The organism is Burkholderia torrens (assembly GCF_984668525.1).
The window spans coordinates 2750920-2764017 of sequence record NZ_OZ480211.1; the positions used below are offsets into that span (position 1 = coordinate 2750920).

The window sequence follows — 13098 nt, forward strand, 5'->3', positions numbered from 1 at the left end:
GTCATTGTCGCGCAGGCCACGCCGGCAGCAGCGCATCGCGGCCGTTCTCGCGGATCAGCACGAGCGGATAGCCGAATGCATCGCTCGCGCGCTCGGGCGTCAGCACGTCGTGCACGGCGCCGGCCCACGCGCGGCCGCGACCGTCGAGCAGCAGCGCATGCGTGGCGAAGCGACGCGCGAGATTCAGGTCGTGACACGAGAACAGCACCGTGCGCGGGCCCGTGTCGAGCCATGCAGTCAGCGCGGTCAGGCAGTCGATCTGGTGATGCAGGTCGAGATGCGCGAGCGGTTCGTCAAGCAGCATCAGCGGCGCATCCTGGCACAGCGTCGCAGCCAGCGCGACCCGCTGCCGCTCGCCGCCCGACAGCGACAGCACGTCGCGCGACGCGAGTGCAGTCAGGTCGAACGTCGCGAGTGCATCGTGCGCGGCCGCGCGATCGCCGTCGCGCTCCCAGCCCCAGCCGCCTAGATACGGAAAGCGGTTGAGCAGCACCGTGTCGAACACCGTCGCGCTGAACGCGTCGTGCAGTTGCTGCGGCATCAGCGCGCGGCGCTGCGCGAGTTGCTCGGGGCGCCACGCGGCAAGCGGCCGGCCGTCGATCTCGACCTGTCCGCCGGCCGGCGGCTGCAGCCCCGCGAGCGTCGCGAGCAGCGTCGTCTTGCCCGCGCCGTTCGGCCCCGCGACACACCAGATCTCGCCGGGGCGGAAGGCTTGCGTGAACCCGGCGAGCAACGTGCGCGCGCCGGCCTTCAGCGTCAGGTCGACGGCGTGCAGTCCAGCATCCGTCATCGCATCGGCCTCCTCAACAACATCCACAGGAACACCGGCACGCCGATCAACGCGGTCATCACGCCGACCGGCAACTGCGCGGGCGCGATCGCGGTGCGCGCGAGCAGGTCGGCCGCCATCACGCCGCCGCCGCCCGCGAGCATCGCGGCCGGCAGCAGCATCCGCTGGTCGTTGCCGAACGCAAGCCGCAGCGCATGCGGAACGACGAGGCCGACGAAGCCGATCGTGCCGGCCGTCGTCACCGCGGCCGCGGCGGCCAGCGACGCGACGAGATAGATCCGCACGCGCACGCGCGCGACGGGCACGCCGAGCGCCTGCGCGGTCGCGTCGCCGCGCAGCAGCACGTTCAGTTGCGGCGCAGCCGGCAGCGCGACGCAGGCGGCCAGCAACAGCGCACCCCACGCGAACCACGGCGCCGTCACGCCGTTCAGGTCGCCCGTGAGCCAGAAGATGATGCCGCGCAGCCGCGCATCGGGTGCGAGCGACAGCAACAGCGTGACGAGCGCGCCCCACCCTGCCGCGATCACGACGCCCGTGAGCAGCAGGCGCGGCGACGCGTCGCGCGCATCACCGCGCCACAGCTCGCGGCGCGCGAGGCCGAGTACGAGCGCGACAGAGACGAGCGCGCCGGCAAATGCCGACACGTCGACGAGCCACCACGCGCCGCCGGCGATCATCGCGACGAGCGCGAAGCCGGCCGCGCCGCCGGACACGCCGAGTACGTAGGGTTCCGCGAGCGGATTGCGCAGCAGCACCTGCAGCAGTGCGCCGGCCAGCGCGAGCAGCGCGCCGCACGCGAAACCCGCCAGCGCACGCGGCAGGCGCAGCGTGCGGACGATATCGGCGAACAGCGCATCGCCGCCATGCGGCACGAGCGATGCAAGCGCCTGCCACGGTGACATCGGCACGCTGCCGATCGACAGCGACGCGACGAACAGCAGCGCGACCACGGCGGCCAGCGCGGCCCAGATCGCGGTAGCGCGCGCGGCGCTCATGCCGTGCACGGCCGCGCGCATGACGCGCGGCGCATCCGCTCGAGGTTGCCGGCCGGGCGTGACTGGGACGCCGTGCGGACGATTGGGGTCAGCATCGAAGAACATTCCGTGAAGCATTGCGCGGCCCGCCTCCCCGCAGGCCGCGCGTCATGAAGCCCGTGCGGGCTTCCCGTCTCGGCCGGTATCCGGGCTGGCGGCGGTCCGGCTCGCCTTCCCGCGCGTGTCACGCGCAGTGGCCCGCGCCCGCATGCGACACCTGCATGCAAGACGCGCCCGAGCCGGCCTGCGTCAAGGGACGCGGCCGCTTACCGTTGCGGGGGCAGCGCAGGTTGGCGCGCTCCATGATCGCGCGCCCTGCTTCCCGTTTAACCGCGCGTGCCACGCGCGAGCACCGAGGCGGCGCCAGTTTAGGAGCGGGTAGCGCGAGCGTCAAGGAAGCGTCCGGACACGTGCGGGAAGCACCGATTCACGGCGAGAAGCAGGGGTGTTACGACTGGAAACGTTACAGATGTCGGATTGCGCGTTATTCCGCGCTAAAATGCTGGGTCTTTAGAGGACGCAGCAAATGCTCAACGAACTCGAAACCTTATCTCAAAATATTGGCCGTCTGATTTCGCTGAACAAGCGCTATCACGCGGAACGGCTCGCGCTCGAAGAGCAGGTCGCGCAATTGCGCACGGAAGCGGACACGGTCCGCGCGGAACTCGCGGAACTGCGTGACGAACGCAATGCGCTCGCGGCCGAGCGCGACACGCTGTCGGCAAAGATCGACGACGCCCAGGTGAAACTGAACGCGATTCTCGAAAAGCTGCCGCGCTCGAAAAGCGCGGAGCAAGCCGACAACCAGCTCGACCTGCTGGATGCGCAGGCGCGTCCGGATGGCGATGACGCGGCCAGCCACGGAGAACATGCATGAGCACCAAGCAGATCGAAGTCTCGATTCTCGGCCAGCCCTATCGGCTCGCCTGTTCGGCCGAGACCGAAGCGGCGCTGCTCGAGGCAGTCGCGCGCGTCGACGCAGAAATGTCGAAAATCCGCTCGAACAGTTCGGTACGCGGCACCGATCGCATTGCGGTGATGGCGGCACTGTCGCTCGCATCGGAATTGCTGCGGCTGCAAACGAGTGTGCGGCACGGTGAAGCATTTCCGGCGGAGGAAATCCGTCGTACAATGCACCAGATGAACGAACAGCTCGGCGCGGTGCTCGCACAGCACGAGACGCAGTAACGTTTCAAACGATGTGTCGATTCCCCTTGATCTCGGCGGTCAACGGTGGTCAAATTGGCGCATCGAATCACAGTTCAGTCAGCTTCCCTGCCTGGTTCGCCAAGGTCATATATTCCTTGAACCAATGCCATGTGCACGGTTGCGGAAATTTGTAGCACGGGCGCGCGCGTCACTCTGTCTGATGTACCCGAAGTGCTGCTAACTGCGACCAATTCTGAACCCCAGGTTCAGGATGCCGGCCTAGCGGCCAAGGCGGGGGCCTATCCAACGGCATCGGGCACGTCCCGGTGCCGTTTTCTTTTGTAGCAGCCTCTTTCTGCGTCGATCACGATCCATGCAATACTGGCTGATGAAGTCCGAACCGGACGAAGCAAGCATCGACGATCTCGCCAACGCCCCGCAGCGCTCGCTGCCATGGACCGGCGTGCGCAACTATCAGGCGCGCAATTTCATGCGCGACACGATGAAGATCGGCGACGGCGTGCTGTTCTATCACTCGAGCTGCCCCGAGCCGGGCATCGCGGGCCTCGCGGAAGTGTCGTCGACACCCTACCCCGATCCCACGCAGTTCGATCCTGCAAGCCCCTATTACGACCCGAAATCGACGCAGGAAGCACCGCGCTGGTTGCTCGTCGACGTGCGCTACGTGAAAAAGTCGCCGCTCGTGCCGCTCGCCGCACTGCGCGAACACGACGAACTCGCCGACATGCGCGTGCTGGCCCGCGGCAACCGCTTGTCGATCACACCGGTTACGCGTGCCGAATGGCGCTTCATCACCGAGAAGTTGATGAAGTAGGCGCACGCCAAAGGTCAAATCTGGTCAGCACACGCATGCCGACACGGAACTCGCGGGTCTTTTGCGCAGCCTAAGCAACCGCTGTCGACCGATCAGGCCGGCCGCCGTTTATTTCGTCGCGCGGTACGCCCGCGTCGTGCACGCGTGATCCGCGTGCGCGCCCTCGCACAAGGAGTCCAACAATGACCAAGAAATCCGCACTCGCGCTGTCGCTCGCCCTCGCCGCCGCCGTTCCCGTCGCGCTGACGCTCGCGTCGCCCGCCGCGCACGCGCAAACCGCGAACCCGCATTTCCCCGAGCCGGCCGGCGTGCTGTCGCTGTCGTCGCAGGCCAGCGCCGACGTGCCGCAGGACATCATCCACATCACGCTGTTCTACGAGCAGCAGGCCAAGGACCCGGGCAGCCTCACGGCGCAGCTGAACCAGCGCGCCGACGCAGCGCTGTCGCAGGCGAAGGGCGTGTCGGGCGTCACCGCGCATACGGGTGCGTTCTCCGTGTATCCGAGCACCGATCGCGACGGCAAGATTTCCGCGTGGCGCGGGCGTACCGAGGTGGCGCTCGAATCGCGCGATTTCGCCGCGGCGTCGAAGCTCGCGGGCCAGTTGTCGAACCTGATGCAGGTCGCGAATGTCGAGTTCTCGCTGTCGCCTGAAGCGCAGCGCACGGCCGAGCAGAAGCTCACGACCGAGGCGATCAAGTCGTTCCGCGCACGCGCGGACGAAGCCGCGAAGGCGTTCGGCTACAGCAGCTACACGATCCGCGACGTGAACGTCGGCAGCGGCCGCAACGTACAGCCGTACCCACGCATGATGGCGATGGCCGCGGCGCCGATGGACAGCGCGAAGATGAGCGCACCGATCGCGGTCGAAGGCGGCAAGGCGACCGTGTCGGTCACCGTCAACGGCTCGGTGCAGATGAAGTAACGCGCCACGCGCAGCTATAGGAAACGAAAAACGCCGGCCCGAGGGCCGGCGTTTTTCATGTGCCTGCGCGTTGTCGATGCACGCGTCGATTGCGCGCGCATCGATTTCGCATCACGCCGCGGCGTTTGCCGAGCGGCGGCGATACGCCCACACCATCAGCGCGACACCCGCGAGGATCATCGGCAGCGACAGCCACTGCCCCATCGACAGGCCGAGCGCCAGCAGGCCGAGGAAGTCGTCGGGCTCGCGCGCGAACTCGACCGTGAAGCGTGCGAGGCCATAGCCGATCAGGAACAGCGCGGACACGGCGCCCATCGGCCGCGACTTGCGCGAGAAGAAGAACAGCGCGAAGAACAGCACGATACCTTCGAGCGCGATTTCATAGAGCTGCGAAGGATGGCGCGGCAGCATCTGGTATTGCATGAACACGTCGGCGAGATGCCACTTCTCGACAAGCTCGGGATGCTTCGGCAGCCACGCCGCATCGTCGCGCATCGCGCCCGGGAACAGCATCGCCCACGGTGCCGCCGGATCGGTCACGCGGCCCCACAGTTCGCCGTTGATGAAGTTGCCGAGCCGCCCGGCCGCGAGCCCCGTCGGCACCATCGGCGCGACGAAATCGGTGACCTGCAGCCAGTGGCGCTTGCGCTGCCACGCGAACAGCATCATCGCGAGCGTGACACCGAGGAAGCCGCCATGAAACGACATGCCGCCTTCCCACACCTTGAACACGTCGAGCGGATGCGAGAAATAGAAATCGGCCTTGTAGAACAGCACGTAGCCGAGCCGGCCGCCCAGCACGGTGCCGAGCACGCCGTAGAACATCATGTCGTCGATGTCCTTCGCGGTCCAGCCCTGCGCCGCGACGTGCGGCAGCTTCAGACGGATCCGGCCGACGACGATCGCCGCGATGAAGCCGACGAGATACATGAGGCCGTACCAGCGCACGGCCAGCGGCCCGAGATGGATCGCAACGGGGTCGAAATTCGGGTGAATGATCATGGGTTAGCGAAGAAGTTTTCGAATGCGGTACGGCTGTCGCACTGCGCAGCACCGCGCATTGGACGGCACCGGTGCACCATCGTTCACGTCACGCGGCCAGGCCCTGCGCGCGCACGACGTCGATGAAGCCGGCCAGCACGGGGCTCACGTCGCCCGTGCGCCACACGAGGCCGGTCTCGACGACCGGCGCGGGACCGGCGAGCGGCCGGTAAACCACGCCGGTGCGCCGCAGGTTACGCAGCGATTGCGGCACCAGTGCGACGCCCATGCCGGCCGACACGAGGCTGACGATCGTCTGCATCTGGATCGCCTCCTGGCCGATGCGCGGGGTCTCCCCCGCCGCGCCGTAGCAGCCCGTAATGATGTCATAAAAGCCGGGCGCCAAACGGCGCGGAAAGATCACGAGCGGCAACGCGGCCACTTCGGCGAGATGCACGGGTGCGTCTTCGGGCGCATCGGACGCCGCAGCGGGCATCGCGACCACCAGCGGCTCGCGCACCACGGGCAGGTACGACAGCCCGGCCGCATGGCGCGGCGGCACCGGCGGAATGACGAGCCCCGCGTCGATGCGGCCGGCGACGAGCTCGTCGATCTGCACGTCGCTCGTCGCCTCCGCGAGCTGCAGGCGCACTTGCGGGTAGCGTGCGCCGAACGCGCGCAGCAGCGACGGCAGCAGCCCGTAGTCGGCGGTCGATACGAACGCGAGCGACAGCGAGCCGGCCTCGCCGCGCGCGAGCCGCCGCGCCAGCGGCGGCAGCGCATCGGCCGACGCCAGCAGCCGGCGCACGTCGGGCAACAGCGCCGCGCCGACCGCCGTCAGCGCCACCGAGCGCTTGGTGCGGACGAACAGTGCGACGCCGAGCGTGTCCTCGAGCGCGCGGATCGCCTGCGACAGCGGCGGCTGCGTCATCGACAGGCGTTCGGCCGCGCGGCCGAAATGGCGCTCGTCGGCGACAGTCATGAAATAGCGCCACTGGCGCAGATCGGGTGTCGGATCGGCCATGCTCGATTCATTCGTAAAACGACTTAATAAGCCACAAATAATATATTGGACATCCCAATCCGGAAACTCCATTCTTGATTGATCCGAACCGGCGCGCCCTCACGAGCGACGCCCACACAACGATGGAGTCCCCCATGTCGTACAACCGTCGCTCGAAGCACATCACGCAAGGCGTGGCCCGTTCGCCGAACCGCTCGATGTATTACGCACTCGGCTACCAGAAGGACGATTTCGACAAGCCGATGGTCGGCATCGCGAACGGCCATTCGACGATCACGCCCTGCAATTCCGGCCTGCAGCGCCTGTCGGACGCGGCCGTCGACGCCGTGAAGGCGTCCGGCGCGAACCCGCAGATCTTCGGCACGCCGACGATTTCGGACGGCATGTCGATGGGCACCGAGGGGATGAAGTACTCGCTCGTGTCGCGCGAGGTGATCGCCGACTGCATCGAGACCTGCGTGCAGGGCCAATGGATGGACGGCGTGGTGGTGGTCGGCGGCTGCGACAAGAACATGCCGGGCGGGATGATCGCGCTCGCGCGCCTGAACGTGCCGGGCATCTACGTGTACGGCGGCACGATCCGCCCCGGCCACTGGAAGGGCAAGGACCTGACGATCGTGTCGTCGTTCGAGGCCGTCGGCGAATTCACCGCGGGCCGGATGTCGCAGGAGGATTTCGATGGGGTCGAGAAGAACGCATGCCCGACGTCGGGCTCGTGCGGCGGCATGTACACCGCGAACACGATGAGCTCGTCGTTCGAGGCGCTCGGGATGTCGCTGCTCTATTCGTCGACGATGGCGAACCCCGACCAGGAGAAGGTCGATTCGGCCGCCGAATCGGCGCGCGTGCTCGTCGAGGCCGTGAAGCGCGACCTGAAGCCGCGCGACATCATCACGAAGGAAGCGATCGAGAACGCCGTGTCGGTGATCATGGCGACGGGCGGCTCGACCAATGCGGTGCTGCACTATCTCGCGATCGCGCACGCGGCCGAGGTCGACTGGACGATCGACGACTTCGAGCGCATCCGCAAGCGCGTGCCCGTGATCTGCGACCTGAAGCCGTCCGGGAAGTATGTCGCGACCGACCTGCACCAGGCCGGCGGGATTCCGCAGGTGCTGAAGATCCTGCTCGATGCGGGGCTGCTGCACGGCGACTGCATGACGATCACGGGCCGCACGATCGCCGACGAGCTGAAGGACGTGCCGAGCGTGCCGCGCGCCGACCAGGACGTGATCTACCCGATCGACCGCGCGCTGTACAAGGAAGGCCACCTGGCGATCCTGAAGGGCAATCTCGCGGAAGACGGCGCGGTCGCGAAGATCACCGGCCTGAAGAACCCGGTGATCACGGGCCCGGCCCGCGTGTTCGACGACGAACAGAGCGCGATGGACGCGATCCTCGGCGACCGGATCCGCGCGGGCGACATCCTCGTGCTGCGCTATCTCGGCCCGCAGGGCGGCCCCGGCATGCCGGAAATGCTCGCGCCGACGTCCGCGATCATCGGCAAGGGGCTCGGCGAATCGGTCGGCTTCATCACGGACGGCCGTTTCTCGGGCGGCACCTGGGGGATGGTGGTCGGCCACGTCGCGCCCGAGGCGTTCGTCGGCGGCACGATCGCGCTCGTGCAGGAAGGCGACTCGATCACGATCGACGCGCACCGGCTGCTGCTGCAACTGAATGTCGACGATGCGGAACTCGCGCGCCGCCGCGCCGCGTGGCAACAGCCGGCACCGCGCTACACGCGCGGCGTGCTCGCGAAATTCGCGGCGCTCGCACGGCCGGCGAACAAGGGGGCCGTCACGGGTTGACGGCAGCCCGCCGCTACATGCGTCCCCAATAAACATGGCCGCCGGGGAAACGCGCAAAACGCGCTTTCCCTTTGCTTTTATAATGCGCGGACCATGAAGCCGGCTGTCCCCGCCGGCGGAGAACCGCATGAAACAGACGATATTGCGCGCGCTGCTCGTGATGCTGCTGACCGGCAGCGCAGCGGCCGCGCGTGCCGACCAGGCCGACGGACTCGCGCTGGCGCAGCGCAGGAACTGCATGGCCTGCCATGCGGTGAGCAAGCCGCTGATGGGCCCGTCGTTCCACGACATCGCCGGCAAGTACTCGGCGCGCGGCGACGCCGTCGACTACCTGGCCCAATCGATCGTGAAAGGCAGCGTCGGCGTATGGGGCAGCGTGCCGATGCCCGCCAATACGCAGCTGTCGAACACCGAAGCCCACACGCTCGCGCAATGGGTGCTGTCGGTGCGCTGAAGCGGATGCCCGGACGGCGATCGCCGTTGTACCGGGCGCTGCCGGCAGGCGGGCCTGCACCGACCGACCGGCGCCCTGACGGCCGCCTCGCCTGTACCTACTGGAACCGCACCCTCTTTTCCACCACGGATCGCCCGTGCGGGCCGCACATTCAGCCGGAACGGCCGGCGCGGCGGCGCGCGATCTCTTCATCGACCGCGTCGCGGACCCAGTCCATCACCTCGGTTTCCAGCGCGAGCGCCACCTCGCGCGTGACCTGGCCCACGAGCCAGGCCGAATGCTCATGCAGCGCGTCACGGCAGCGTGCCTCGATCGCGTCGCGGCCCGCACCGGTCAGATAGTTCGTCAACCGATTGCGCAGGCGCTCGGCGATATGCTGCGCATCCTCCGGCGTCAGCCCCGCTGCGGCGCCCGCATCCGGCAGCGGCACGCCGGCCGGTACGACGGCCTCCGGCAGCGCCGTCTCAGGCACCTGCCCGGCCGCTCCTTGTGTCATCGCGGCAAACGCGTGCTGCGGCACGCCATCGTCGGCCAGCGACGACCGCAGCGGCGCATTCATTACGGCCGCATCTTCGGCGACCACGTGCTCCGCGGCGCCGGTTTCGGCCGGCGCATCGGTCTCGCCCATCGCCGCCGCCTCGGCTGCCGCCACGTCGCCAGGCAACTCGATCGCCGGCACGTGCAGCGTCGGCACCGGCTCGATGACGACGTCGGTTTCGGGGTAGGCCCCGGTTTTCAGGGAATCTCCCGGCGCGACCACGTCGGTGAGCACCGGAATCGCCGGATGGCCGTGCGGCTGCGGCGCGGCGGGCGCGGACGCGCGCGCCGGCACCGGCTTGCCGGGCACCAGCACGTCGGTCAGCGTCGGGATCGAGGATGAATCGGCTTCTGTCACGGCAACACTCCGTCGACGGTTGCGGCTAGCTGCCCTGCTTGTAGTTGTTCAGCGCGTATCCGCGGTCGCGGTAGAACCGGTAGCGGTCGCGGCCCGCGGCCAGCTCGTCCGGCGCGTTGCCGACCACTTCGAGCAGGCGCTCGAAGCGGGCGAACTGCGCGGGCACGGCGGCGCCGAGGTTCAGCAGCACGTGGTGATGCGGCGCACGATCGAGATCGGCGGCCAGCACGATCGGCGTGCCGGCTGCGTGCTCGCTGTCGACGCCGCAATGCGGGATGAAATCGAGCGGCGAGAACGTCCAGAGCCGCTCGTCGAGCGCGCGCAGGCGCGCGGGCTCGGCGAGCACGACGACCGGCTGCCCGGCCTGGTAGGCCTTGCGCAGCAGCCGGCACGCGTATGCGAGCGAATCGCCGACGTTCGAGTGGAAATCGATCCGCGTCATTGCCCGCGTACCCGCATCGTCGTCAGCACCGCCATCACTGGCCGGCGCGATCGATCAGGAACTGCGCGAGCAACGGCACCGGACGGCCCGTCGCACCCTTCGCCGCGCCACCCTTCCATGCGGTACCCGCGATGTCGAGGTGAGCCCACGGATAGCTCTCGGTGAAGCGCGACAGGAAGCACGCGGCCGTCACGGCGCCGGCCGGACGCCCGCCGATGTTCGCGAGATCCGCGAAGTTCGACTTCAGCTGGTCCTGGTACTCGTCGTCGAGCGGCATGCGCCATGCCGGGTCGTTCGCCTCGCGCGATGCGTCGAGCAGTTCGCCCGCGAGCGCATCGTTGGTCGAGAACAGGCCGCTGTTGTGGCCGCCCAGCGCGATCACGCACGCACCCGTCAGCGTCGCGACGTCGATCACCGCTGCCGGCTTGAAGCGCTCGGCATAGGTGAGCGCGTCGCACAGGATCAGGCGGCCTTCGGCGTCGGTGTTCAGCACTTCGATCGTCAGGCCCTTCATGCTGGTGACGATGTCGCCCGGCTTCGTCGCGTTGCCGCCCGGCATGTTCTCGCAGGTCGGCACGATCGCGACGACGTTGATCTTCAGGCCCATCTCGGCAACCGCGCGCATCGTGCCGAGCACGGAGCCCGCGCCGCACATGTCGTACTTCATCTCGTCCATGCCTTCGCCCGGCTTCAGCGAGATGCCGCCCGTGTCGAACGTGATGCCCTTGCCGACCAGCACGACCGGCGCGGCCTTCGCGGCGGCGCCCTGGTAGTGCAGCACGATGAACTGCGGCGGCTCGACCGACGCACGCGCGACCGACAGGAACGAACCCATCTTCAGCGCCTGGATCTGCTTGAGCCCGAGGACTTCGGCCTTCAGGCCCCAATCCTTCGCGATCTTCTTCGCGGTGTTGCCGAGGTAGGTCGGCGTGCAGACGTTGCCGGGCAGGTTGCCGAGATCGCGGGTCAGATCCATCCCGTTCGCGAGCGCGACAGCCTGCTTGACCGCGACCTTTGCAGCCTTCTCGTCGGCCGGGTCGACGCTGAACACGACACGCTTGAGCGTGTGCGACGCCGGTTCCGGCTTGCTCTTCATCTGCGTGAAGCGGTAGGTCTCGTTGCGCAGCGCGAGAATCGCGGCACGCACGCCCCAGTCCGAGCTGCGCTCGTCGACCGGCAGCTGCGCGAGCGAGAACGTGACCTGGACCACCTTGGTCGCCAGCAGCGCGCGCCACGCGGCCGTCACCGCGTCGTTATAGGCTTTCTGATTGAAAGCATCCTGCTTGCCGAGGCCGACGAGCAGCACGCGCGACGCGCCGATGCCCGACACTTCGTGCAGGAACAGGGTCTTGCCGCGCTTGCCGTCCATGTCGCCGGCCTTCACCACGCGCGAAATGAGCCCCTTGGTGGCCGTGTCGATGTCGAGCGCCGCGCCGGAAAGCGTCTGCGCCTCGAAGATGCCGAGCACGATGCAGTCGGACTTCCCGGTCAGGAACCCCTTGGCCTCGCCTTTGCTCCAATCACAGCCTTTTATGCTAAAGTCCATCGCGCTTGTCCTCGGATAAAATCTGGGCTAAGGATGAAAGCCGCAATTATCCGCTATTTTTCCCGTGGCGGCGCGAGCGCTCCACCACGCGTGCGCAGCCTCCCGCCCTCTTCTCATCAAGAATGATCTTCGAACGCTCCCTCCAGCGCGAGCTTGCGTATACGGCTGGCGCCGTGTTCATGGTGCTGCTCACGATCATGCTCACGACGATGATGATCCGCATCGTCGGCTATGCCGCGTCCGGTGAAATCGATCCGCGGGACGTGCTCGTGCTGATCGGCCTGACCGTGATCGGCTACCTCGCCGTGATGCTCGTCGTCACGCTGTTCGTGTCGATCCTGTTCGTGCTGACCCGGTGGTACCGGGACTCCGAAATGGTCGTCTGGCTCGCGTCGGGCGTGAGCCTCACGCGCCTCATCAAGCCGATCGGCGTGTTCGCCACGCCGATCGTCCTGCTGATCGCCTTCTTCGCGTTCGTCGGCTGGCCGTGGTCGAACCAGCAGAGCAAGATGATCAAGGCGCGTTTCCAGCAGCGCGACGAGATCTCGCTGCTCGCGCCGGGCCAGTTCCGCGAGTCGGCCACGAACCACCGCGTGTTCTTCATCGAGAAGATGACGCCCGACCAGAGCAAGGTGCAGAACGTGTTCGTCACGTCGACCGAGAACGGCAAGGTCAACGTGGTCGTGTCGCAGACGGGTCACACGGAAACGCACGACGGCAGCCGCTTCGTCGTCCTGGAGGACGGCCGCCGCTACGACGGCACGCCCGGCCAGCCGAACTTCAAGATCATGGAGTTCGAACGCTACGGCGTGAAGATCACGAGCACCCCGGTCACCAACGTACCGACCACCAACAGCACGCCGACGCTCGACCTGCTGCGCAACCCGACGCGCGACAACCTCGCGGAATTCGCGTGGCGCGCGGGGCTGCCGCTGATCGCGATCAACCTGATGGTGCTCGGCATTCCGCTGTCGTACCAGAACCCGCGCCGCAGCCGCACGATCAACCTCGTGATGGCCGTGCTGATCTACCTCACGTACTCGAACCTGCTGAACGTCGTGCAGGCGCAGATCGAGCAGGGCAAGATGTCGTTCGGCGTCGGCCTGGTCGGCCTGCATGCGCTCGTCGCGGCGATCGTCGCCGTGATCTTCTGGTTGCGCGTGCGCAATCGTCCGTTGTTGACACGCGCGCTGTTCGGCCGCTCGGGAGCATGATCG

At 67.5% G+C, this 13098-nt stretch carries 14 protein-coding genes, 1 other RNA gene and 1 riboswitch; of the genes, 8 read left to right on the top strand and 7 right to left on the bottom strand.

What is annotated here, in order from left to right:
• Position 1 precedes the first annotated feature (1 nt).
• Both AC5LXX_RS12695 and AC5LXX_RS12700 read right to left on the bottom strand, forming a co-directional pair.
• The gene (locus AC5LXX_RS12695; protein ID WP_493409675.1) at positions 2-790 is read right to left on the bottom strand and encodes an ABC transporter ATP-binding protein; all 789 of its coding nucleotides are present in this window, start codon (positions 788-790) and stop codon (positions 2-4) included.
• Complete coding sequence (locus AC5LXX_RS12700) at positions 787-1785, bottom strand: FecCD family ABC transporter permease (RefSeq protein ID WP_493409676.1); 999 nt, start codon at positions 1783-1785, stop codon at positions 787-789. The genes AC5LXX_RS12695 and AC5LXX_RS12700 overlap by 4 nt, the downstream gene beginning before the upstream one ends.
• A gap of 159 nt (positions 1786-1944) precedes the next feature.
• Positions 1945-2196: riboswitch (cobalamin riboswitch) on the bottom strand.
• A 154-nt stretch (positions 2197-2350) separates the two neighbouring features.
• Between AC5LXX_RS12700 and AC5LXX_RS12705 the strand changes: the two genes are divergently transcribed.
• The 5 genes from AC5LXX_RS12705 (at position 2351) to AC5LXX_RS12725 (ending at position 4731) form a co-directional block, all read left to right on the top strand.
• Positions 2351-2701 (top strand): ATPase, encoded by a 351-nt coding sequence (locus AC5LXX_RS12705; RefSeq protein ID WP_493401365.1) that lies wholly within the window; start codon positions 2351-2353, stop codon positions 2699-2701.
• Positions 2698-3012: a cell division protein ZapA gene (locus AC5LXX_RS12710; protein ID WP_006478091.1), complete on the top strand. Its 315-nt coding sequence runs from the start codon at positions 2698-2700 to the stop codon at positions 3010-3012. The genes AC5LXX_RS12705 and AC5LXX_RS12710 overlap by 4 nt, the downstream gene beginning before the upstream one ends.
• Before the next feature lie 81 nt (positions 3013-3093).
• A non-coding RNA gene (gene ssrS, locus AC5LXX_RS12715) (6S RNA) lies at positions 3094-3275 on the top strand.
• 71 nt (positions 3276-3346) lie between these two features.
• The gene (locus AC5LXX_RS12720) at positions 3347-3808 is read left to right on the top strand and encodes an EVE domain-containing protein (RefSeq protein WP_322084536.1); all 462 of its coding nucleotides are present in this window, start codon (positions 3347-3349) and stop codon (positions 3806-3808) included.
• A 182-nt stretch (positions 3809-3990) separates the two neighbouring features.
• Positions 3991-4731 carry an SIMPL domain-containing protein gene (locus AC5LXX_RS12725; protein WP_034186272.1) on the top strand — a complete coding sequence of 247 codons (741 nt, stop codon included), beginning with the start codon at positions 3991-3993 and terminating at the stop codon, positions 4729-4731.
• 111 nt (positions 4732-4842) lie between these two features.
• On the opposite strand, the gene lgt is transcribed toward AC5LXX_RS12725, so the two are convergent.
• Entirely contained in the window at positions 4843-5733 is an 891-nt protein-coding gene (lgt, locus tag AC5LXX_RS12730; RefSeq protein ID WP_493409677.1) for a prolipoprotein diacylglyceryl transferase, read from the bottom strand.
• Between the two features lie 88 nt (positions 5734-5821).
• On the bottom strand, positions 5822-6736 hold the full coding sequence (locus tag AC5LXX_RS12735) for a LysR family transcriptional regulator (protein ID WP_493409678.1): 915 nt from the start codon (positions 6734-6736) through the stop codon (positions 5822-5824).
• Positions 6737-6870: 134 nt separating this feature from the next.
• On the opposite strand from AC5LXX_RS12735, the gene ilvD reads away from it, so the two are divergent.
• Positions 6871-8544 (top strand): dihydroxy-acid dehydratase, encoded by a 1674-nt coding sequence (ilvD, locus tag AC5LXX_RS12740; protein WP_493409679.1) that lies wholly within the window; start codon positions 6871-6873, stop codon positions 8542-8544.
• A gap of 127 nt (positions 8545-8671) precedes the next feature.
• Positions 8672-8998 carry a c-type cytochrome gene (locus AC5LXX_RS12745; protein ID WP_493409680.1) on the top strand — a complete coding sequence of 109 codons (327 nt, stop codon included), beginning with the start codon at positions 8672-8674 and terminating at the stop codon, positions 8996-8998.
• A gap of 151 nt (positions 8999-9149) precedes the next feature.
• Here the strand turns inward: AC5LXX_RS12745 and AC5LXX_RS12750 are convergent, their stop codons facing one another.
• The 3 genes from AC5LXX_RS12750 to AC5LXX_RS12760 are packed head-to-tail and all read right to left on the bottom strand — an operon-like array spanning position 9150 to position 11881.
• Positions 9150-9893 (bottom strand): DUF2486 family protein, encoded by a 744-nt coding sequence (locus tag AC5LXX_RS12750; protein ID WP_493409681.1) that lies wholly within the window; start codon positions 9891-9893, stop codon positions 9150-9152.
• 25 nt (positions 9894-9918) lie between these two features.
• Positions 9919-10335, bottom strand: coding sequence for a DNA polymerase III subunit chi (locus AC5LXX_RS12755; protein WP_021160787.1), 417 nt, complete (start codon positions 10333-10335; stop codon positions 9919-9921).
• Between the two features lie 34 nt (positions 10336-10369).
• On the bottom strand, positions 10370-11881 hold the full coding sequence (locus tag AC5LXX_RS12760; RefSeq protein WP_059233439.1) for a leucyl aminopeptidase: 1512 nt from the start codon (positions 11879-11881) through the stop codon (positions 10370-10372).
• A 122-nt stretch (positions 11882-12003) separates the two neighbouring features.
• Here AC5LXX_RS12760 and lptF point away from each other — a divergent pair, with 122 nt between their 5' ends.
• A complete protein-coding gene (gene lptF / locus AC5LXX_RS12765; protein WP_124456173.1) occupies positions 12004-13095 on the top strand; it encodes an LPS export ABC transporter permease LptF in 1092 nt (363 codons plus the stop codon).
• The last annotated feature ends 3 nt before the right edge of the window (positions 13096-13098 follow it).